This window comes from Ruegeria sp. BE3 (assembly GCF_056538865.1).
The window spans coordinates 296786-318197 of sequence record NZ_JBQFTW010000004.1; the positions used below are offsets into that span (position 1 = coordinate 296786).

Here is a 21412-nt window from a genome sequence, read left to right on the forward strand (position 1 = left end):
CTGGGCGAAAGACGGCGTTCGACCTCTTCGTCAGTGCATTCGCCCGCCAATCGGAACCTCGCCATCCGGGCCGATCAGGACAATCTCGCCGGTCTTGTCCGGCAGACCCAGCACCAGCACCTCGGACATGAACTTGCCGATCTGGCGCGGAGGGAAATTGACCACCGCCATCACCTGTTTGCCCACCAGCGTCGCCGGGTCGTAATGCGCGGTGATCTGGGCCGAGGTCTTCCGCTCACCGATCTCATCGCCAAAGTCGATCCACATCTTGATCGCGGGTTTGCGGGCCTCGGGATAAGGCTCGGCATGGATCACCTTTCCGACGCGGATATCGACCTTTAGAAAATCGTCAAATGTAATCTCACTCACGAGACAGCTCCTTGGATCGGTCAGTTGCAGCCTTGACAGCGCGATGCAGAAGGTCGGGGAAGCCTTGCTTCTCATGCATCAGAACCTCAAGCGCGGCCTGAGTGGTGCCATTTGGCGAGGTGACATTGACCCGCAGTTGCGAGGGGTCTTCCTCAGCCGCCATCGCCAGCGCTCCTGCCCCGGCGACCGTCGATTTGGCCAGCTTCATGGCCAGGTCGTGCGGCAAACCCTGTGCCTGACCAGCTGCGGCAAGTGTTTCAATCAGGTGGAAAACATAAGCCGGACCCGATCCGCTGAGGCCGGTGACCGCGTCCATCTGTGTCTCGGTCTCAAGGCGAACGGTTTCTCCAATGGCGGACAGCAGGTTTTCGGCGAGCGTCACATCTTTGTCTGATGCGTCAGAATTGCCGATCAGCGCAGTAATTCCCTGCCGGATCGCTGCCGGTGTGTTCGGCATAGCGCGCACGATTGGGGTACCTGCGCCCAAAACTGATTCAAATGTGGCAATCGACGTGCCCGCAGCGACCGAAACGAACAGGCTGCCGCCACCGCCAAGCGCTTTGATCGCAGGCAGAGCCTCCCCCATCATCTGCGGCTTGACCGCCACAAGAACGACGGCAGGTGCTTCGGGCAATGGTGTGTTGATATTGACGCCCTGCGCCTTCAGCCAATCCGAAGGATAGGGATCGATGACCCAGACCGAAGAGGCAGGAAGGCCATGCTCCAACCATCCGGCGAGCATGGCCGATCCCATCTTGCCGCATCCCAAAAGCACCAGCCCCTGCTCTGCGACGCGTGACATGTCCATGATTGCCCCTCTCGTTATTCGTCTCGGGGCAAAGCTTTACGCGCGGCCGTAGGCCTCTGCAATGGCGACTTGCATCGCCTCTTCGGGATCGCGATTACCCCATGTCACCAGTTGGATCGCAGGATAATAGCGCTCGGCGCTCAGCACGGCTGCGTTGATCATGGTATCAATCTGCTCGGGGCTGGCCATCTGCCCCCCGGCCAGCACCAGACCATAGCGATAAACCATCAGCTTCTGATTGGCCCAATAGGTAAACGCCCCGGCCCAGCATTGATCATTCATCTTGTTCAACAGCTCATAAAGCTGAGATTCCCGCTCGGACGGCGGGTCCATTTCGAATGAACACACCATGCGCAGTGTTTCGTCGTAATTCGACCAGGCCAATGTGATTGAATACGTGCGCCACTGTCCTTCGACAGCCATTGCAATCTGATCATCCCCGATCCGGTCAAAATCCCAGTCGTGATGTTCTGCAAGATGTTCAACAATGTCGATCGGATGAAGGTCTTCTTCGAGATACTGCTCGGAAAGGGCCATAATGCCACCTCACTAATCTCTAGCATTTTGGGGCTGGCAGCGCCCCAGCGCTAGTTGCCTGCTCTACAAGCCGGGCTTCCCCAGTCTGTCTGTACTAAATATGGTGCGACGCGAGCGAAGTTCTGGCAACCCTATTTATTGGGGATAACAGCAATAAGTTGTGGACAGCCTGCAACGCCGATCAAAATATTGGCGTTTGATGCAGCTTTATCTTGATTAAGCCCCACAAAGCGGCAAAATACACAACACCGCACAATCCAAATCAGGATTGCGCGGCGGATGTCTTTGCCCAAAATTCTAATTTTTTTAGGACGTTACTTGTCCAGCTTCGCCTCAAGCGCGGCGATACGCTGTTCCAGCGCGGCGTTTTCCTCGCGCGCTTTCTGCGCCATGGCGCGCACGGCATCGAATTCTTCGCGGGTAACAAAGTCGCGGTCGGCCAGCCACCGATCCATCATCGACTTCATCGCATTTTCCGCCTCTTCCCGCGCGCCCTGCGCCACGCCCATGGCGTTGGTCATCAGTTGAGACATATCGTCCAGAATCTTGTTGCGGGTTTGCATGGGCTTTCTCCGATTTCACGATTGCCCTCTATATGGGTAAAGAATGGCCCGGGCTCAAGGTTGACTTGCCCCGTAAACCCCGGGCAATGAGACGCACATGCAGGCTGTTCTGAATTTCCCCGATCTCTCCCCCGAGCTGTTCTCGATCTCGCTGTTCGGAATGGAGTTCGCGCTGCGCTGGTATGCGTTGGCCTATATCGTCGGCATCCTGATCGCCTGGCGTATGGCTTTGATGGCATTGCGCAGACCAGATCATTGGCCCGGCCAGACCCCTCCGATGAAACCCGAACAACTTGAGGATCTGGTTACCTGGATCATCGTCGGCGTGATTTTAGGCGGGCGCCTTGGGTTCGTGCTGTTTTATCAACCCGCTTACTACCTGTCGCATCCGCTTGAGATTCTGATGGTCTGGCAAGGCGGTATGGCCTTTCACGGCGGGCTGTTAGGTGTGATCATCGCCACATACCTCTATGGCAAACGACACCGGCTGCCACTCTTGTCGCTCGCTGATCTGGTGGCCTACACAGTGCCCCCCGGCCTTTTGCTTGGACGATTGGCCAACTTTACCAATGCCGAGCTTTGGGGTCGCCCAAGTGATGTACCTTGGGCCGTGATCTTCCCCGGCCCCGCAGCGCAGAACTGCCCCGACGTGGTCGGGCTCTGCGCCCGTCACCCATCGCAACTTTACGAAGCTGCGCTTGAGGGGATGCTGCTGGGTGTCATTCTGATCTGGCTGGCCTATCGGCGCGGGGCGTTTCAGAGACCCGGCTATATTATGGGGGTCTTCCTAACCGGCTACGGCGCATCGCGATTCTTAGTCGAGTTCTTTCGCCAGCCTGATGCCCAGTTCGTCTCGCCCGGGAATCCGCTGGGGCTGGCATGGCATGTAGGTGGTTACGGCCTAACCATGGGTCAACTTCTGTGCGTGCCGATGATTGCACTCGGTCTGTGGTTCGCCCTTCGCGCACGGCGCGTGTCATGAGCCTGAAGGATCATCTGCTGGCACGTATCGAAAACGATGGTCCGATGACCATCGCTGATTACATGACTGAATGCCTGCTGCACCCGGTTCACGGCTACTACAGTACCAAAGACCCGTTTGGTGCACGCGGCGATTTCATCACCGCACCGGAAATCAGCCAGATGTTTGGAGAGATGATCGGCCTCTCGCTGGCACAATGCTGGTTGGATCAGGGTCGCCCTGATCGCTTCGCCTTGACCGAACTCGGCCCGGGGCGCGGCACGCTGATGGCAGATATTCTGCGTGCAACGAGTCAGATCTCTGGCTTTCACGATGCCGCGCAGATCACATTACTTGAGGCCTCGCCCACCCTGCGTAAGATTCAGTCCACAACCCTTGACGCTTTTGCGCCCAAATGGGTCGACACTATCAACGACCTTCCGGATCTGCCGATATTTCTGGCCGCCAATGAGTTCTTTGACGCTCTGCCGATCCGCCAGTTCCTGCGCGATGGCGATGGCTGGCGCGAGCGGTTGATCGGCAATGCAAATGGCGCGCTGACCTTCGGCCTCGGACCTCAATCGTCTCAATCAGCGCTGAACGACCGGCTGATCGACACACAGGATGGGGATCTGGTCGAACTCTGCAGCGCCTCCGCCCCGATCCTCAGCGTCATTGCCGAGCAGATCGCCCGCAATGGGGGAGCTGCTTTGATCATTGATTATGGCGATTGGCACTCGCTGGGCGATACTTTGCAGGCTGTGCAAAACCATAAGGCCACTGACGCCCTAGAGGCCCCGGGCCAGGCTGATCTGACAACGCATGTGGATTTCGAACCGCTTGCCCAAACAGCCCGCGCTGCCGGATGTGCGCATACGAGGCTGACACCCCAAGGTGTGTTTCTCGAACGGCTCGGGATCACCGCGCGGGCGCAAGCCCTTGCCGCACCACTCGGCGGGCCTCAGCTTGAGGCGTTGATTGCTGCACATCGACGGTTGACGCATCCCGATGAAATGGGAAACCTGTTCAAGGTGCTGGGCCTCTATCCGCCAAACGCTGCGCCGCCACCGGGACTGGAAAAATGACGCTGGAAATACTGACTTCGGACATTCTGTCCCCTATTCGGCACGGGTTCTTCAGCCGCCGTGGCGGCGCGTCTTCAGGTGTATTTTCAGGTCTGAATTGTGGCACCGGGTCGTCAGATCTGGCTGAGGTGGTCGCCCTGAATCGCAAACGCGTCGCCGATGCAATGGAGGTGGCGCCCGAGGCGATGATTGGCGTGCATCAAGTTCACTCTCCCACCGTAGTGACTGTCGACGAACCGTTTGAAGGCAACAGACCCAAAGCGGATGCCGTCGTTACCGCAATGCCAGGTCTGGCCCTGACAATCCTGACGGCCGATTGCCAACCGGTTCTGTTTGCTGATCCCGACGCGCATGTAATTGGCGCAGCGCATGCCGGATGGCGCGGCGCGTTGGACGGCGTGCTCGAGGCGACACTGGATGCGATGGAAGCATTGGGAGCGCAACGAAAAAACATTATCGCAGTGATCGGCCCGACCATCTCGCAGCGCGCCTATGAAGTGGGACCAGAGTTCCTCGACGATTTCATGAGCGACTCGCCCGACAACACGCGTTTCTTTGCAAATGGCCAGGGCGACCGGATGCATTTCGACCTTCCCGCATTCGGGCTGCACCGGCTGCGTCAGGCAGGAATCGGACAGGCAGAATGGACCCGTCATTGCACATATTCCGACCCTGACCGGTTTTATTCCTATCGCAGGTCGACCCATGCCAATGAGGCCGACTACGGCCGCCTGATTTCTGCGATCAGATTGTAGTTCCGCAGCCAAATAAGGCAAAGCTGCCCAGATTTCGCCACATTTGTTGTGTTTATCTAAGTCAGAATCGTCTCAAATTTTCGCCAATGCTCAGACGGTTACCTAATTTTAGGGCAACCAACGGCTGGCAACACAATAAAAGAGGTAATTGGAACCTTCATTTTGTCCTCAATTCATCCCGGTACAGCCTTATGGGTGCCGCAAATCAGCGTCACATTAGGTTCACAAACGGAAACAGGGGCGGTTTGCTCCATCGAAGCAGGACAAAGATATGAAAACGAAATCACGCTTTCTCAATGCCGTCTTCGCGGCGGTCAGAGACCAGGAATCGGAAATGCCTTGGAAGCGGGTTTCAAGTCACTCTGTCAGAGTCGCGCGCCGTCTGGCCGCACGTCGCTGACACGAGAGCACCCCACGAGGCCAGCTGCCGGCCTCATAGGGCAAAGCGCGTATCGGATGTAGCTCCGGTCCGGTGTGCGCGGTCGCAGATGGGTTTGCGGCCATGTTTCGGAGTGTGTCTGCAGCAGGCAATTGTCGCCTGCGGTTAACGAGTTTGTCTGGGGGGTCATGAACTTGGCCAAAATACTGCTATTTTCTCTCGCGGCGCGGTGCCTTTGCGGCGTCCAACCTGCGTTTGCCCATTTCAAAAAAGACAAAGAACAAGGTCGCCTTGCGGGACTGCACGGGGGTTCATCCCGCCAGGGCGAATTTTAGAGGGGACGGAATATACATGAGTATTCCAAATTCACTGGCCCGTGCGGCCAGAAACGCGGTCGATACATCTGCGCTGCTGCGCGATACGCCGCGCACGACAACAACACCAAAGGCGCAGCTGCGGCGCTATGAAGTAAGCACTCTGCTGAAAAATGGGGATATTTCGCAGACGCGCCACATTGCGCCGGCCCTGCCGATGTTCGAAGACGCATTCTGCGCCTTCACCCGCGGTTCGCTGGTGGAGACATCGCAAGGGCCCATGGCAATCGAAGATCTGCTGCCCGGCGACGAAGTGTTGAATCAGGATGGAGCACCCGAGACCGTTCTTTGGAAAGGATCGGTTACGCTGATCCCTGGGCGTGAGGACTCACGAGGTCGGACGCGCCCGTTGACCCGTATCATGGCTGACACTTTCGGTATGCAGAAACCAATGTCGGGTGTCATCGCCGGACCGGCGGCTCGGCTACTTGGAACACCCGCACATCTGCGTCATCTGAACGGCGGTCAGCAGATGCTGACACCGGTGCACGAGTTTCAGGACGGAATGGGTGTCATCGAAACATTACCGCCCACTCCAGTGGAACTGTTTCACATTTGTGTGGCGCGCCATTCAGTTATTCGCGTGGACGGTTTGCAATTCGAGACCTATCATCCGGGCGTAAATGCCGTGCGAATGATCAGTCACTCTTTGCGTTCGATCTATCTGAATCTATTCTCTCATATCGAATCGCTGAGTGATTTCGGCCCGTTGCTGTTGCCACGTGCCGGAGATGGTGAGATTGACGCTCTCACTGCTTAAAATGTTAACGATTACTGCAAATGTGGGGGCATCATGCAGCTATTACTAAGTTGGGTATTTTACATGACTGTGGCGGCGCTTTTGCCGCCCTGCACTGCGGATCAAAACACAGTCAGAATCAGGCCGTCCGGTTCATCCGGTCTTCCAGCACGTCAAATGGTACGCCTGGCTCGTCTTTTGCGCCTCGGATAACAAGCGAGGTTTTAACGCTGGCCACGTTCGGCGTGGTCAGCAGCTCGCCCGTCAGGAACTGCTGAAAACTGCTGAGATCGGGTGAGACGCATTTCAGGATGAAATCCACCTCGCCATTCAACATGTGGCATTCGCGGACCAGTGGCCAATCCCGGCATCTGTCCTCGAAGGCGCTGAGTTCGGATTCGGCTTGGCTTTCCAGCCCCACCATGGCGAAAACCTGTACCTCAAACCCCAGCTCGCGGGCGTTGACCTCGGCGTGGTAACCACGAATAAAACCGGAATCCTCCAGCGTCCGCACGCGGCGCAAACAGGGTGGAGCCGAAATGCCGACCCGTTTTGCAAGCTCGACATTGGTCATTCGGCCGTCGGCCTGCAGTTCTGCCAGAATCTTGCGATCGATTTCATCCAGCCGAGTCGTGACCATCGAATACTCCTGAAGTTTTCAGTTGTTATAGCAGCAGGCGTGGCAGGCGCAATTATATTTCACAGGCGCGCAATTTTCTTTATTTCACATGTAGGTTTAACCGCGACCAGACTAGTGAAACGCAATTCCGATATGCAGCAGGAAGGGGCTTTAAGCGCGGCCTCACGGTCGCTATATCGATCCGCACCGGACAAAATGTCCGTCGAGGCAAATTAAGTGGGGATACCATGGCCGAAACACGACACACCAGGGTTCTGATCATCGGATCGGGACCGGCCGGATACACTGCGGGCGTTTACGCCAGCCGCGCCATGCTGGAACCGATTCTGGTGCAAGGGATTGAGCCGGGCGGACAGCTGACCACCACGACCGAGGTCGAAAACTGGCCCGGCGACACCGAGGTTCAGGGCCCCGATCTGATGGTTCGAATGCAGGACCACGCCAAGGCAATGGGGTGTGAGGTTATCGGCGACATCATCAATGATCTGGACCTCAGCAAGCGCCCCTTCACCGCCAAAGGTGACAGCGGCACGATCTACACGGCCGATGCGGTGATTCTGGCCACCGGTGCGCGTGCAAAATGGCTGGGCCTGCCGTCGGAAGAGAAGTTCAAGGGCTTTGGTGTCTCGGCCTGTGCCACCTGTGACGGATTCTTCTACCGCGGGCAGGAAATCGTCGTGATCGGCGGCGGCAACACGGCGGTCGAGGAAGCCCTGTTCCTGACCAATTTCGCAAGCAAGGTCACACTGATCCACCGTCGCGATGAGCTGCGGGCCGAGAAAATTCTGCAGGACCGGCTGTTCAAGAACGAGAAGATTGAGCCGCTTTGGTTCCACGAACTTGACGAAGTTATCGGCACCGATGCCCCACTGGGCGTGGAAGGTGTGCGGGTCAAGAACGTCAAAACCGGCGAGATCACTGAGATCCCGTGTAAAGGCGTCTTCGTCGCCATCGGTCACGCGCCGGCCAATGAGCTGGCCAAGGACACACTGGAGACACATATGGGCGGCTATGTCGTTACCAAACCGGGAACGACGCAAACCTCTGTTCCGGGTGTCTTCGCCGCCGGGGACCTGACCGACCACGTATACCGTCAGGCCGTTACCAGCGCCGGCATGGGCTGCATGGCCGCGCTGGATGCCGAGCGGTTCCTGGCAGAGAACGACTGATATGATTACAGAATTCTCCGGTCCGGTCTGGAGAATTCTGTTCCGTTCTCAATCCGGCGCTCCACTTGCCCCTGCCCGCGCGCCGGAAGGCCGGTTCCATCATTCCGGCCAGTTCGCACTCTACGCCTCACTCAGCGCTGCGGGGGCGGGTATCGCGATTCGGCGCTATGTGTCTTCGGACGAGCCTCCGCGTGTTATTCAACGACTTGAAGTTTCGGGCGCGCGATTGATGGATTTCCGCGGGCGCCCCGAGGTCTCGGTGGTTTGGCAAGATATCAGGGATCTTGGTCAGCGTTCTCCAACATGGCAATATTCCGATCTGGCGCGGGCCCAAGGGGCCGATGGGCTGTTTTACAGCTCACGCTCGCGCCCGGATCTCAGTCATCTGGTGCTGTTCGACGCACGCCCCGATCTGATCACTGCGCGTGGCGATCCCCAAACTTGGTGCCCGCAGTGATGAGCGGCCTTGTCTTGACCGCTGCGCAACGGCGTATCAGGATCACCCGAGGCAAAGCGAAAGACAGGTGAGCTTTTGGAAAGTGCTCTTTGGCGCGGCGGGTGGATAAGCCGGCTCAGGATCGCAAGCGGTCTGGTGCTATTTGTCTTTGCGTTTTTTCACTTCCTCAATATCGGCCTTGGTCTGTTCGACACCGATCTGCTGCACGGGATGCAGGATGGTCGAAAGGCCGTATCCCGGCATGATCTTATCAGCCTGCTTCTATACATATCACTGTTGGTTCACGCAGGTCTTGCGCTGATCTCGATCGCACAGCGTCGCACGTTACGGATGCCATTCAGCGTCGCACTTCAGGTGGTTCTGGGTCTGCTGATCCCGCTACAGTTGATCACTCATCTGGTGCACACGCGCTATGCCCACGAGATCTACGGGGTGAATGATGAAATGGGCTATATCATAGCCTTGATGTGGCCCAGCAGCGCAATCTGGATGCAAAGCCTGCTGCTGCTGCTGGTCTGGGTGCATGGCTGTATCGGCTTGCATATGTGGCTGCGCATGACAGCTTGGTGGCGCAAGCTGGTGCCCTATCTGATCGGTGTCGCTGTGTTCATCCCGGGCTTTGCCCTGGCTGGCGTACTGACCGAGGGCCGTCGCATCTGGGCCGATTTCGCTGATCCGGACCTGCGCGAGCAATATATCGAGCACTATAACTGGCCCTCGCCCGAGGCGTTTCAGGATATGTTCATCGTCAAGAACAACACCCTGACCGCATTCTGGACGGCGCTCGCCCTGACAGGCTTAATCTATCTGGGGCGTAAGCTTTGGCGGCGGCGGCATTCGGTTCGCATCCGGTATGTGAACGGTCCCGAAGTGGTCTCTGAAAAAGGCATGACTCTGCTTGAGATGTCCCACGCTAACGGTATCCCGCATACCGCGCTTTGCGGCGGCAAAGGTCGTTGCACCACTTGCCGCGTGATCGTGGAACAGGGAGGCGACAGTTTGCCCCCACCCACAGACATCGAGGCACGCAGCCTGAAAGCCGTTGGCGCGCCCGAAGGAACCAGGCTTGCCTGCCAGATGCGCCCGACCGATCCGATGACCGTGTTCCGCGTTTTCCGGCCAGATGGCGCGCGTCACCGGGGGCACGCAAGTCAAGGACAGGAAAGGCAACTGGCTGTGCTTTTTCTGGACATGCGCGGGTTCACGGCGCGCACCACCGGGCAACTCCCCTATGACATCGTTTTCCTGCTGAATCGTTTTTTTGATGCTATCGTTCCGTCGATCACGGCTCAGGGCGGCGTAGTCGATAAATACATGGGCGATGGATTGCTGGCCCTATTCGAAACAACGGACGCCAAAAGCTCAGCCCGTGCAGGGCTGGAAGCAGCCGCTGATATCGGACGCGCGCTGGAACGATTCAACCAGCAACTTGAGGCAGAAGGCAGCCAACCTGTTCGCATCGGCATGGGCCTGCATCTGGGTGACCTTGTGTTGGGAGAAATCGGAGCCGCCAAGGATGCGCCACGCACTATCATCGGCGATGCTGTCAACGTTGCCAGCCGTTTGGAAAGCGAAACCAAAGCCTTGGGTGTTGAACTTCTGGTCTCACGCGACGTGCTTCTCGCTGCAGGTCTGCAATGCGATCCCCATAATCTTCGCGACTTCCGGTTGCGAGGTGTCAACGCACCGGTCACGGCCTTACCCATCGAACACGCCTCTGCGCTCGAACGACAGATTTCAAAACAAGAACAGGCCTCCTGAAAATGCTGCCTATATCGTCAGCACACAGGATGTCTGCCGCGATTTGCTCTACAAACTGGAACGAGGTTCCATTCGCTGAAAAAACCGCACATATCTTCCTTTGTTTTTGCGCGCCTCTGGACTTCGCCCTCGCTGCGGGGCAAATGCCCGTACAAACACCTCTGAACAACATGCAAAACAAACCGCTGACACGAGTTTTCTCATGACCATGCTAGCCAATTTGGCCCCTATCCCCGAACTGTATGTTTCATACGAGTCCGCGCAGAAACTGAAGGTCGAAGCTGCTGACCTGACCAGCTGGGATCTGAGCCCACGCCAGATCTGCGATCTAGAACTGCTGATGAATGGCGGCTTCAACCCGCTTAAAGGTTTCTTGTCTCAGGCCGATTATGACAACGTCGTCGAAAACATGCGCCTGGCCGATGGCACGCTCTGGCCGATGCCGATCACGCTGGATGTCAGCGAAGACTTTGCTGAAAAGATCGAGTTGGGTCAGGACATCGCCCTTCGCGATCAGGAAGGCGTCATTCTGGGCACCATGACGGTGACTGATCGCTGGACACCTGACAAATCGCGCGAAGCCGAGAAGGTTTTTGGTGCGGATGACGATACGCACCCTGCCGTGAACTACCTGCACAATGTGGCAGGCAAGGTCTATCTGGGCGGTCCGGTGACCGGTATCCAGCAGCCTGTTCACTATGACTTCCGCGGACGTCGCGACACCCCCAACGAGCTGCGCGCCTATTTCCGCAAACTGGGCTGGCGTCGTATCGTGGCCTTCCAGACCCGCAACCCGCTGCACCGCGCGCATCAGGAACTGACTTTCCGCGCCGCAAAAGAAGCGCAGGCCAACCTGTTGATCCACCCGGTGGTTGGCATGACCAAACCGGGCGACGTCGACCACTTCACCCGCGTGCGCTGTTATGAGGCGGTTTTGGACAAATATCCGGCCTCGACGACCTCGATGAGCCTGCTGAACCTCGCCATGCGCATGGCTGGCCCGCGCGAGGCCGTCTGGCATGGTCTGATCCGCGCCAACCACGGCTGCACCCACTTCATCGTGGGCCGCGACCACGCGGGACCGGGTAAAAACTCGGCCGGAGAGGATTTCTACGGCCCTTATGATGCGCAGGATCTGTTCCGCAAGTATCAGGACGAAATCGGCGTTGAGATGGTGGATTTCAAGCACATGGTCTATGTGCAGGAACGTGCCCAGTATGAACCGAATGACGAAATCCTGGACAAGGAGAACGTCACGATCCTGAACATCTCTGGCACTGAACTGCGTCGCCGCTTGTCCGAAGGTCTGGAAATCCCGGAATGGTTCAGCTTCCCCGAGGTTGTGGCCGAGCTGCGCAAGACCAAGCCGCCGCGCAGCCAGCAAGGCTTTACCGTCTTCTTCACCGGCTTCTCGGGCTCGGGCAAATCCACCATCGCCAACGCGCTGATGGTCAAACTGATGGAGATGGGCGGTCGTCCGGTCACGCTGCTGGACGGGGACATCGTGCGAAAGAACCTGTCGTCAGAGCTTGGCTTCTCGAAAGAGCACCGCGATCTCAACATCCGCCGCATCGGTTATGTGGCGTCTGAGATCACAAAGAATGGCGGCATCGCCATCTGTGCTCCAATCGCACCCTATGGCACCACCCGCCGCGCCGTGCGAGAAGAGGTCGAGCAGTTTGGTGCCTTCTGTGAGGTCCACGTGGCCACCAGTATTGAGGAATGCGAACGCCGCGACCGCAAGGGGCTGTACAAGCTGGCGCGCGAAGGCAAGATCAAAGAGTTCACTGGCATCTCAGACCCCTACGACGTGCCGGAAAACCCCGAACTCAGCGTCGAGACCGAGAATGTTGAAGTCGACAACTGCGCCCATCAGGTTCTGCTGAAACTGGAAAGCATGGGTCTGATCGCGGCCAACTGATTTGAGACAAAGCAAGCAGCCCCCGGTTCCCGGGGGCTGTTTTCGTTTCAGGTGGCCGCACATTGCCGCCGCCATGCGAAACGGATTATAGCTTGGTCAGGACCATTCTCAGGCGCGATCAATCCATGGGGCGAAAACTGCCGACTATTGCCGGTTTCTGGTACGGCTCTGATCTGTCTTGGCTCGAAGCTCTTTGCATTCAGTCATTTCTTGATTATGGGCACCCGTTCGTTCTCTACACCACCGATCCAGTTGAAGGCGTCCCGCTTGGGGTCGATCAGCGCCACGCGTCAGAGATCCTGTGGCCTCCTCCCTTCGATTTGCGCGAAAACTTTCGGCTCAGGGTCGCTGTTTTCTCGGATATATTTCGCCTGCGAATGCTGCAGAAAACCGATTTCATCTGGGTTGATCTGGATGCTTATTGCGTTCGACCATTCGATTTTGACAGCCCTTACGTGTTCGCCCCAACCGGCGATGGGTCATATCCGAACGGCGTGCTGAAGCTGCCGCCTGACTCGTCAACGCTGACGCAGATGCTGGAGTTCACTACTTCGCAAAACCCCACCCAGCCGTGGCGCGGATCGCGTCTGCACCGGATTAATCGGGAACGCATTCAGAACGGTGAAACCTGGGGGATCGAAGCGCTCTCCTGGGGGTGTTCAGGCCCCAAGGCACTGAGCTATTTTCTGAGAGAAACCGGAGAAGATAAGCACGCATTGCCGCTCGAGGCGCTGTACCCGCTTGCGGTCGACGAGTTGTGGAAGCTGCATGACCCCAGAATCCGCATGGAAGAGATTGAACGAGAGGGCGTCCATTCCGTCCACATCTACGGTCATCAGAAAAAGTGGCTGGCCACACAGCGGTCCGGGTTGCCACTGCCCGGCTCTTATCTGGAGAAGCTCTGCCAGCGGCACTCGGTTGATCCGGCCAGCAATCCCATTGCCCGACTTGAGTGGATGAAGCCAAAGATCTGAGCGGGTCAGTCCGGCAGATCCACCTGCCCGCGCATCAGAATATGGCCGCGCCCGGCAACTCTGATCCCGGTCATCGCATCCGGGGGGCCAACGCGTGTAACCCGCGCCTGCCCGGGGCGCCCCATGTCGTGGCCTTGTTCGGCCGTGAATTGATCTTTTTTCATCAAACCGTATTTCCAGAGATAGGCCGCCATGGCCCCCGTGGCCGAACCGGTGAATGGGTCCTCTGGCGGGCTGGGCGGTGCCAGCAACAGACGCGAGAACGTATCCCCCTGCGCCGTCGCCCCTTGCAAGGTGACCAAAAACGGCTCGGCCATGTCTGAACCCGAGTAATCAGCTGCGGCAGCCACCTTACGTAAAGGCCCTTCGACCAGCCGCGCGGCGCGCAAGGCATCATGATCCCGCAGCACCGTGATGCAGAACGGCAAACCGGTTGATACCAGTTGCGGCGGGGAAATAATGGCCTCTTCTGGCAGCGAAATCGCGCTTGCAACAAGGTCGACCGGAACACTGGCCCCAAATTCTGGTGCGATCTGGGTCATCTCGATCTCATCACCATTCAGACGAATGGCGACAAGGCCCGCTCCGGTTTCCAATGTCAGAGATTCGCCCTGAACCAAACCTCGCGACCGAAGGGCAGCGACCGTTGCGATAGTCGGGTGGCCTGCAAAGGGGATTTCACGGCTGGCCAGAAAATACCGCACCCTGATATCGGCCACATCGGACGGACCGGTGAAGGTACATTCCACCAAAGAGGTCTCGCGGACATAGGCCATGCAGGTTTCATCCGATAGCCCTGCTCCGCCATGTACGACCGCACAACCATTGCCACCAAACGCGCGGTCGGTGAAGGCATCCACCCAGTCAAAGTCATACCATGCCATGACGCACACTCCTGTTTCACGTTCTGCGGCACGATCACCGCAGAACGGGCAAATGTCACGTCATTTCAGCAGAGTGTGTGGTGGCTTAGTGAACAGCCACCGGGGACAGGTCATGCTCACGCGCGAGCACAAAGGCCAGCTTGCGGTCGGCGACCAGCGCCAGTTGCTGCCCATCAGAGTCGTGGACGGCATAAAGCTGATCCAGATCGCCTGCCTGTTCGCGCAAATCACGCGGCAAGTCAGCCACTTCGACCGTTTTTACATAGACGATCCGATCGCCTTCGGCGTTGATTTCGATCGGTGTATTCATAGCTCTTACCCCTTCCTTATGTTGATTGTCTGAACCACGGTTTCAGGCACGGCGCGGGTCAGATCCACATGCAGCAGACCATTCTCCATGATCGCCTCGCCCACCTCGACCCCGTCAGCCAGCACGAACATGCGCTGGAACTGGCGTGCCGCGATGCCGCGGTGCAGGAATATGCGCCCCTCGCTGTCGTCGCGTTGACGGCCCCGGATCACCAGCTGGCGATCCTCGATGGTAATCGACAGGTCCTCTTCCGCGAACCCAGCCACAGCCAGGGTGATGCGATAGGAAAAATCCGAGGTCTGCTCGATATTGTAGGGCGGGTAACCTTCATTACCGGCCTTTGCAGACCGTTCCAGAAGGCGTTCCAACTGCTCGAACCCCAAAAGATGCGGGTATGAGCCTAAGGTAAGTTTCGACACGTATTTTCGTCCTTCATTGTCAAAGCGACGTATTCTGCGGCCCCGTTCTGGCAACCGCGTGCTATAGAATATGGGAAGATACAGGGATGTCCACAAGGTCTGGCCGGATAAACCCTGACACACTATCTTGTGTCGAAAGCACCACTTGAAACACTGAGTCGTCCATGAACGCGCCTACCGATCTTTCGATGAAAACCGATGAAGTCCTGCGGGTGGAATTGGAGGTCTTTCGACGCCAGCACCGCGATTTGGACGAGGCGATCGAGGCTTTGCAGGCCAAGGGCACCTCGGATCAGTTGACGATCAAACGGCTGAAAAAGCAGAAACTGCGCCTGAAAGACATCATCCGTCTGATTGAAGACCGTTTGACCCCCGATATCATCGCCTGAAACGCGTGTACCGCATTGCCACATAAGCGGATTTGGCTATAGTGCGCGCTCTTTCCGAAGGCAGGGGCGTAAGCGGATGAGCGATGTGAAAGTAGGGATCATCATGGGCAGCCAATCGGACTGGCCCACGATGAAAGAGGCAGCCGATATTCTGGATGAATTGGGCATCACCTATGAGGCTCGCATTGTTTCAGCCCACCGCACCCCGGATCGTTTATGGGATTACGGCAAAACCGCTGTTTCACGCGGCTTGCAGGTCATTATCGCGGGTGCGGGTGGAGCGGCGCATTTGCCGGGTATGATGGCGTCGAAAACCCGCGTCCCGGTGATTGGTGTGCCGGTGCAGACACGTGCGCTTTCGGGTATGGATTCGCTCTATTCCATCGTTCAGATGCCCAAAGGATTTCCGGTTGCGACAATGGCGATTGGCTCGGCCGGTGGGGCGAATGCGGGCTTGATGGCGGCAGGCATTCTGGCGCTGCAGGATACGGCGCTGGCAGAACGGCTGGATGCCTGGCGCGAAGCTCTGTCCGCCTCAATTCCTGAAGAACCACAGGGATGAGCCGCATAGGCATCATTGGCACGGGTCACATCGCAGCTCCGATCGCGCGCCTGGTGGCCTCAAAAGGCCATGACCTTCACGTTACCGAGCGTAATGTACAAGTGTCCTCGGCCCTGCAGGCCGAGCTTGGGGCCAGTGTTGGCACCCCGCAGGAGGTGATCGACGCCTCCGACATCGTGTTCCTCTGCCTGCGCCCGCAGGTTGCAGCAGACATTCTGGCTCCGCTGACCTTTCGCGCGGATCAGCAGATCGTTTCGGTGATGGCAGCCGTGCCCGTCGACCAACTCGCAAAGCTGTGCGCGCCATCGTCGGATTTCGTGCAGACCATCCCACTAGGTTTCCTGCAGACCGGAGGTTGCCCCCTCGCCGCCTTCGGCAACGACCGCCTGCTTGCAGACCTGTTCGAGCCCGAAAACCCTGTGGTGAAAGTCTCGGACGAGGCCGCATTGAACGCGCATTTCGCCATTTGTGCGATGGTGCCGGGTATTCTGGACCTGATGGCAACCGGGGCAGGATGGCTGGCCGATCAGACCGGCGACAAGAACGGGGCGGAGTTCTATACCACGCAGCTCATGTCAGGCTTCCTGGCCACGATGCAAAAGGGACAGGCCGGTCAATTGGCCATTGAGCGTGACGCACTTGCGACCGAAGGCACCTTGAGCCTTCAGATGACCGAGACCTTGCAGTCCGAGGGCGCGCATGACGCGTTGCGCGCCGCCCTGACCGCGATTGGCAAACGATTGGAGACGTGACGATGGCAGATATGCTCACCCCCGGAGCAACAATCGGGATTTTGGGCGGGGGTCAGCTGGGCCGTATGCTCTCCGTTGCGGCGGCTCGACTTGGGTTCAAGACCCACATTTTTCAACCCGGTGCCAACCCTCCTGCCGGGCAGGTGGCAGATCGCGTCACCACAGCAGCTTATGACGATGCAGTTGCGTTGAAAGCCTTCGCGGATTCGGTGGAAGTCATCACCTATGAGTTCGAAAATATCCCGACCGAGGCGCTGGATCTGCTGGAAGCACATCGCCCCATCCGTCCGGGCCGTGAGGCGCTGCGAGTCAGTCAGGACCGATTGACCGAGAAGGTTTTTCTGCAAGGGCTTGGACTGAAAACGGCACCTTTCGCCGACATCACCGATCTGGAAAGTTTGCAGAACGCTGTTGATGAGATCGGCACTCCGGCCATCCTGAAAACGCGTCGCTTCGGCTATGATGGCAAGGGGCAGGCGCGACTGCGCATCCCTGAAGACGCCGAGGCTGCATTGGCCGACATGGCTGGAGCGCCGTCCATACTGGAAGGGTTTGTGGATTTCAGCCATGAAGTCTCGGTCATCGCAGCGCGAGGTCTGGATGGTCAGGTTGCCTGTTTCGATCCGGGTGAGAACGTGCACCGCGATGGCATCCTGCACACGACCACAGTTCCGGCGCGCTTGTCTCCGGCCCAGCGGACCGATGCGGTATTGCTGGCGGCCAATATCCTGAACGCGCTGGATTATGTGGGTGTCATGGGAGTTGAACTGTTCGTGACGCCGCAAGGTCTGATCGTAAACGAGATCGCGCCACGCGTGCACAACTCGGGCCACTGGACCCAGAATGGTTGCGCTGTCGATCAGTTCGAGCAGCACATCCGCGCCGTTGCCGGATGGCCTTTGGGCGATGGTCAGCGACATTCCGACGTGGTGATGGAGAATCTGATCGGCAATGACATGGATCGGGTGCCGGAACTGGCCCGCGAACGGGACGTTGCGCTGCATCTATACGGCAAGTCCGATGTGAAAGCCGGTCGCAAGATGGCGCATTTTAACCGGATTGTACGCTGACAGGTTAATGCGAGGCGTCGGATCGCTCAGCCGATGAACCGCGTGGCGATGTCGCCCGACATACAGCTGACACGCCCGCCCGCCAGAGTAGCAGCGACACGTTGCGTTTGGGCATCAAGGATCAGCAGGTCAGCGCGTTTTCCCGGCGACAGCTCACCTCGATCCAACAGCCCCAGCACTTTTGCCGGGCCGGATGACACCAGCGCCCAGGCGTCTGCGAAGTCCAGCAAGCCAGATTTGGCCAGCATCAGCGCGGCGCGACGAGGGCTTGGATAATGATAGTCCGAAGCCAGCGCATCGCACAGCCCCATGGCAATCAGATCCAGCGCGCTGGCATTGCCTTTGTGGGACCCTCCGCGCACGACATTGGGCGACCCCAGAATAATGTGATCCCCGCCCGCGCGGGCAGTTTCTGCAGCCTCAAGCGTTTCGGGGAATTCAGCTATGCTGACCCCGCGCGTACGCCAATCAAGCCGATCCTGCCTTCTGGCGTCATCATGGCTGCCCATACGAACACCACGACTGGCCAACGTGGCACACAAAGCGTTCAGAGCCTCAGGTACCTCAGATCCCCGTTTGTGCATCGTTTGCAGCATTTCCAGATGAACTTCCGGGTTACGTCCCGCTTTCAACGCCTGCCCGGTCAGGCGTGGTGGCGTTCGTCCCTGCGCCAGGCGCTCATGCGGAAGGTGATCATTGAAGACCACATATGGAACCTGCCACTCTGCTATCCGTTCGGGCAGATCGCCGTAATCATCCAGCATATGGGTTTCAAACCGAAGCTGGGGCATTAAATCGGAAACGGTGTCCGTTTTCACCGACGCGATCGCCGCAAAGACTTGAGCTGCAAACTCAGGTCCGCGCACGCCGCCTTCCCAGCTGTAGAACTGCGCCATCACTGCGGTTGTAATACCGTTTGCAGCAAGCTCGGCTTCTGCTGCGAGGATGCCTTCATTCATCAGCTTCATCGCCCCCCGCCGCGGTGCGATGTGTCGTTCAAACCCATCCCCATGCAGGTCGATGATACCCGGCAGCACGAGATACCCTGAAAGGTCGATCTGCCGCCCTGCCCTGTCACTTTGCACCAAACCGTCGGCTATCGACAATTCCGTGGCACACAGCCCCTGGCCCGGCAACAGAACCTCTGCCCCGGTAAACGTCAGATCAAGATTAGTCATTGAGAGGGCTCCGATTCAGGCTCCGAGCAATCCTGCCCGATGCAAATCTGATCGATGATGTCCTCGACCCCATCGAGCCACGTGATCTCGGGATCGAACTGTCCAAATTCGATGAAATGCAGGGTCTGTGCCATGACCAGCGGATTGTTCATCATGAACGTGTGAGTCACCGGCAATACGATGTGATCCGCCATGCCCTCGACCTTTGTCGTCTCGACCGAAACCTTGCCATCATCCGGCCCGTCAATCAGGGACGAGAATACAGGGTTCAGCGAGTTTTCTCCGGCGATCACCCCCAGATCGAAATCAACCGGGGGCAACTTGCGTGGAATGCCTTCGGGACCAGTACCAAGGGCCAGTCCAGCCGGACCATGCAGCAAGCCAAAGACCTCCCAGGCCCCCAGTTCATCCACCAATTGACTGCCCTGGTTCGGGGGGCCAAGCATGACGACGCGCCCAAGGCTATCGAGGGTATGATCCTGCAGCCAATAGCGCAGCAGGATCCCTCCCATCGAATGCGCGACCACATTTACTGTGTCATCGCCACAGGCGGCAAAGGCATCCGGCAGAGTTTGTTCAGCAAGTTCAGGAATGGGCAGGTCTGTCGAAGAGTATCCGGGGCGAACAACCGTGTAATCATGCGCGCGGAAAAGTTGTTCCATCACCGTGAATGATGCTTCGGTCCGTGCCAAACCATGCAGCAACACAACGCATTTCGCATGCGCGACAGCAGGTACGAGACAACACAGGAAGGCGATCAGAAGCTTCATGACCCGCCAGATAAGCCCTATCGGGGGGCGAGAAAACCCCTAGCCACGGTTCAGGCGCAACACTGCCAGCGCGATGCCTCCCAAAACCAGTCCTGCGCCTATCAGCAGGCGCAGGCTTGCCACTTCGCCCAACAGCACCACACCGGCCGCGATGGCAACAACCGGAACGCTCAGCTGTACGATCGCGGCCACAGCAGGGGCCAGTTGGGGCAGAACTCGGTACCAGAGCGCATATCCCATCCCCGAAGTGACTCCGCCGGATAAGGCGGCAAGACCGTATCCCACCAAGGTCATCTGCCATGCGTCCCCCAAAGCGAGCAGAGCCAATCCTGTGACCGGAAGCGCCACGACGAAATTGGCCGCCGTTCCGGATAATGCATCAGGTTCGGATCGCCCGACTATCGAATACACCGCCCATCCGACCCCGGCAGCCACCATAAGGCTGGCCCCCAACAGATCGACGCGCAACGCGCCAGTGGGCCAAAGCACATATGCCAACCCGCCCAGCGCTATGACCGCCCCAAAAACCTGCCGCTTCGTCGGGGCCGCGCCGGAAACTGCCCCTATCGTGAACATTGTGATCTGAACCACGCCGAACAGGATCAGCGCCCCAAGCCCCGCATCAAGCGTCAGATACGCAATCGAAAAACCGATCATATAGAGCGACAACGATCCGGCCCCGGTAAAACGTCGACGACTTAGAACGGGAAGCGACCCCTTCCGCAGAGCCACCAGCGCCACCAACACAATTGCGCCTGACAACACCCGAACAATGGCAAATCCCGCCGGATCACTTGCACCAATATCAATGGCAAGCCGATTCAGGATCGAATTCGCCGCAAAGGCACACATGGTCAGAGCAGTAAGCAAAAACAGTCGCATCTCGACCGCATAGCGGTTTCAGCGTGGTTTGCACACTCACTTTCCCGCAGGCAGAAGCAGCCCTGCTGTTCTTCTGATCAGAAATGCATCCACCCGAGTCATGCCCGAGCAGAAGGCATTCCAAATGAAACGGGGCCGCCCGAAGGCGACCCCGTCGATAAGCACAAAGGCTTAAGCAGCTTACATCATGCCGCCCATGCCGCCCATGTCGGGCATGCCGCCTGCAGCAGGTGCGTCTTTCTGCGGCTTGTCGGCAACCATTGCTTCGGTAGTGACCAGCAGACCAGCAACCGATGCCGCATCTTCCAGAGCGGTACGGACAACTTTGGCCGGGTCAATCACGCCGAACGAGAACATGTCGCCATATTCTTCGGTCTGTGCGTTGAAGCCGAACGATACATCACCGGATTCACGGACTTTGCCCGCAACAACCGCACCGTCAACACCCGCGTTCTCGGCGATCTGGCGCAGCGGCGCTTCGATTGCCTTGCGAACGATGTTGATACCGGCGTTCTGGTCAGCGTTTGCACCTTCCAGAGTTTCCAGTGCTTTACCGGCCTGAACAAGAGCAACACCACCGCCAACAACAACGCCTTCCTGCACAGCAGCGCGTGTTGCGTTCAGAGCATCGTCCACACGGTCCTTACGCTCTTTCACTTCAACTTCGGTCATGCCGCCGACGCGGATAACGGCAACACCGCCTG

The 21412-nt window shown here is 58.1% G+C and carries 25 protein-coding genes; 13 read left to right on the forward strand and 12 right to left on the reverse strand.

All coding sequences use genetic code 11. The features are described from left to right. Positions 1-30: 30 nt before the first annotated feature. The 4 genes from ACR0AZ_RS12840 to ACR0AZ_RS12855 form a co-directional block, all read right to left on the reverse strand. Entirely contained in the window at positions 31-369 is a 339-nt protein-coding gene (locus ACR0AZ_RS12840; protein ID WP_480667595.1) for a tRNA-binding protein, read from the reverse strand. After that, positions 362-1177, reverse strand: coding sequence for a pyrroline-5-carboxylate reductase (gene proC, locus ACR0AZ_RS12845; protein WP_480667596.1), 816 nt, complete (start codon positions 1175-1177; stop codon positions 362-364). Before proC ends, ACR0AZ_RS12840 begins: the two co-directional genes overlap by 8 nt. Positions 1178-1213: 36 nt before the next feature. Continuing rightward, a complete protein-coding gene (locus ACR0AZ_RS12850) occupies positions 1214-1714 on the reverse strand; it encodes a type III secretion system chaperone family protein (protein WP_480470542.1) in 501 nt (166 codons plus the stop codon). Positions 1715-2028: 314 nt separating this feature from the next. Further along, positions 2029-2277, reverse strand: a complete 249-nt coding sequence (locus ACR0AZ_RS12855; protein WP_010441801.1) for an accessory factor UbiK family protein — start codon at positions 2275-2277, stop codon at positions 2029-2031. Between the two features lie 97 nt (positions 2278-2374). Here ACR0AZ_RS12855 and lgt point away from each other — a divergent pair, with 97 nt between their 5' ends. The 4 genes from lgt to ACR0AZ_RS12875 all read left to right on the forward strand — a co-directional run bounded on the left by lgt (position 2375) and on the right by ACR0AZ_RS12875 (position 6591). Continuing rightward, complete coding sequence (gene lgt, locus ACR0AZ_RS12860; protein ID WP_480667597.1) at positions 2375-3259, forward strand: prolipoprotein diacylglyceryl transferase; 885 nt, start codon at positions 2375-2377, stop codon at positions 3257-3259. Then, positions 3256-4323 (forward strand): class I SAM-dependent methyltransferase, encoded by a 1068-nt coding sequence (locus ACR0AZ_RS12865; protein ID WP_480667598.1) that lies wholly within the window; start codon positions 3256-3258, stop codon positions 4321-4323. Before lgt ends, ACR0AZ_RS12865 begins: the two co-directional genes overlap by 4 nt. Continuing rightward, positions 4320-5078, forward strand: a complete 759-nt coding sequence (gene pgeF, locus ACR0AZ_RS12870; RefSeq protein ID WP_480667599.1) for a peptidoglycan editing factor PgeF — start codon at positions 4320-4322, stop codon at positions 5076-5078. The genes ACR0AZ_RS12865 and pgeF overlap by 4 nt, the downstream gene beginning before the upstream one ends. 730 nt (positions 5079-5808) lie before the next feature. Next, positions 5809-6591, forward strand: coding sequence for a Hint domain-containing protein (locus ACR0AZ_RS12875; RefSeq protein WP_480470546.1), 783 nt, complete (start codon positions 5809-5811; stop codon positions 6589-6591). A gap of 118 nt (positions 6592-6709) precedes the next feature. Here the strand turns inward: ACR0AZ_RS12875 and ACR0AZ_RS12880 are convergent, their stop codons facing one another. After that, positions 6710-7210 carry an Lrp/AsnC family transcriptional regulator gene (locus ACR0AZ_RS12880; protein WP_480667600.1) on the reverse strand — a complete coding sequence of 167 codons (501 nt, stop codon included), beginning with the start codon at positions 7208-7210 and terminating at the stop codon, positions 6710-6712. A gap of 227 nt (positions 7211-7437) precedes the next feature. On the opposite strand from ACR0AZ_RS12880, the gene trxB reads away from it, so the two are divergent. The 5 genes from trxB to ACR0AZ_RS12905 all read left to right on the forward strand — a co-directional run bounded on the left by trxB (position 7438) and on the right by ACR0AZ_RS12905 (position 13492). Continuing rightward, positions 7438-8379, forward strand: a complete 942-nt coding sequence (gene trxB, locus ACR0AZ_RS12885; protein ID WP_480667601.1) for a thioredoxin-disulfide reductase — start codon at positions 7438-7440, stop codon at positions 8377-8379. A gap of 1 nt (position 8380) precedes the next feature. Continuing rightward, positions 8381-8836: an RES family NAD+ phosphorylase gene (locus ACR0AZ_RS12890; protein ID WP_480667602.1), complete on the forward strand. Its 456-nt coding sequence runs from the start codon at positions 8381-8383 to the stop codon at positions 8834-8836. A gap of 75 nt (positions 8837-8911) precedes the next feature. Then, on the forward strand, positions 8912-10597 hold the full coding sequence (locus tag ACR0AZ_RS12895) for an adenylate/guanylate cyclase domain-containing protein (protein ID WP_480667603.1): 1686 nt from the start codon (positions 8912-8914) through the stop codon (positions 10595-10597). A 202-nt stretch (positions 10598-10799) separates the two neighbouring features. Next, positions 10800-12518 (forward strand): bifunctional sulfate adenylyltransferase/adenylylsulfate kinase, encoded by a 1719-nt coding sequence (locus tag ACR0AZ_RS12900; RefSeq protein ID WP_480470551.1) that lies wholly within the window; start codon positions 10800-10802, stop codon positions 12516-12518. Between the two features lie 92 nt (positions 12519-12610). Beyond that, a complete protein-coding gene (locus ACR0AZ_RS12905) occupies positions 12611-13492 on the forward strand; it encodes a glycosyltransferase family 32 protein (RefSeq protein ID WP_480667604.1) in 882 nt (293 codons plus the stop codon). Positions 13493-13497: 5 nt separating this feature from the next. Here the strand turns inward: ACR0AZ_RS12905 and ACR0AZ_RS12910 are convergent, their stop codons facing one another. The 3 genes from ACR0AZ_RS12910 to ACR0AZ_RS12920 all read right to left on the reverse strand — a co-directional run bounded on the left by ACR0AZ_RS12910 (position 13498) and on the right by ACR0AZ_RS12920 (position 15105). Further along, positions 13498-14376: a PhzF family phenazine biosynthesis protein gene (locus ACR0AZ_RS12910; RefSeq protein ID WP_480470553.1), complete on the reverse strand. Its 879-nt coding sequence runs from the start codon at positions 14374-14376 to the stop codon at positions 13498-13500. An 85-nt stretch (positions 14377-14461) separates the two neighbouring features. After that, positions 14462-14686 (reverse strand): DUF1150 family protein, encoded by a 225-nt coding sequence (locus ACR0AZ_RS12915; protein ID WP_480470554.1) that lies wholly within the window; start codon positions 14684-14686, stop codon positions 14462-14464. A 5-nt stretch (positions 14687-14691) separates the two neighbouring features. Beyond that, positions 14692-15105 (reverse strand): Hsp20 family protein, encoded by a 414-nt coding sequence (locus tag ACR0AZ_RS12920; RefSeq protein WP_058275530.1) that lies wholly within the window; start codon positions 15103-15105, stop codon positions 14692-14694. A 164-nt stretch (positions 15106-15269) separates the two neighbouring features. Between ACR0AZ_RS12920 and ACR0AZ_RS12925 the strand changes: the two genes are divergently transcribed. From ACR0AZ_RS12925 to ACR0AZ_RS12940, 4 genes are all read left to right on the forward strand, one after another. Further along, on the forward strand, positions 15270-15494 hold the full coding sequence (locus ACR0AZ_RS12925; protein WP_010441787.1) for a YdcH family protein: 225 nt from the start codon (positions 15270-15272) through the stop codon (positions 15492-15494). 76 nt (positions 15495-15570) lie between these two features. After that, a complete protein-coding gene (gene purE / locus ACR0AZ_RS12930) occupies positions 15571-16056 on the forward strand; it encodes a 5-(carboxyamino)imidazole ribonucleotide mutase (RefSeq protein WP_480667605.1) in 486 nt (161 codons plus the stop codon). Beyond that, complete coding sequence (locus tag ACR0AZ_RS12935; protein ID WP_480667606.1) at positions 16053-16808, forward strand: NAD(P)-binding domain-containing protein; 756 nt, start codon at positions 16053-16055, stop codon at positions 16806-16808. Before purE ends, ACR0AZ_RS12935 begins: the two co-directional genes overlap by 4 nt. A gap of 2 nt (positions 16809-16810) precedes the next feature. Further along, on the forward strand, positions 16811-17878 hold the full coding sequence (locus tag ACR0AZ_RS12940; protein WP_480470557.1) for a 5-(carboxyamino)imidazole ribonucleotide synthase: 1068 nt from the start codon (positions 16811-16813) through the stop codon (positions 17876-17878). 26 nt (positions 17879-17904) lie between these two features. Here ACR0AZ_RS12940 and ACR0AZ_RS12945 read toward each other — a convergent pair whose 3' ends face one another. The 4 genes from ACR0AZ_RS12945 to ACR0AZ_RS12960 all read right to left on the reverse strand — a co-directional run. After that, complete coding sequence (locus tag ACR0AZ_RS12945) at positions 17905-19056, reverse strand: alpha-D-ribose 1-methylphosphonate 5-triphosphate diphosphatase (protein WP_480667607.1); 1152 nt, start codon at positions 19054-19056, stop codon at positions 17905-17907. After that, entirely contained in the window at positions 19053-19826 is a 774-nt protein-coding gene (locus ACR0AZ_RS12950) for an esterase/lipase family protein (RefSeq protein WP_480667608.1), read from the reverse strand. The genes ACR0AZ_RS12945 and ACR0AZ_RS12950 overlap by 4 nt, the downstream gene beginning before the upstream one ends. A gap of 39 nt (positions 19827-19865) precedes the next feature. Further along, a complete protein-coding gene (locus tag ACR0AZ_RS12955) occupies positions 19866-20708 on the reverse strand; it encodes a DMT family transporter (RefSeq protein WP_480470560.1) in 843 nt (280 codons plus the stop codon). A gap of 180 nt (positions 20709-20888) precedes the next feature. Further along, a partial coding sequence (locus ACR0AZ_RS12960) for a TCP-1/cpn60 chaperonin family protein (RefSeq protein WP_480667609.1) occupies positions 20889-21412 on the reverse strand: 524 nt, incomplete at its 5' end.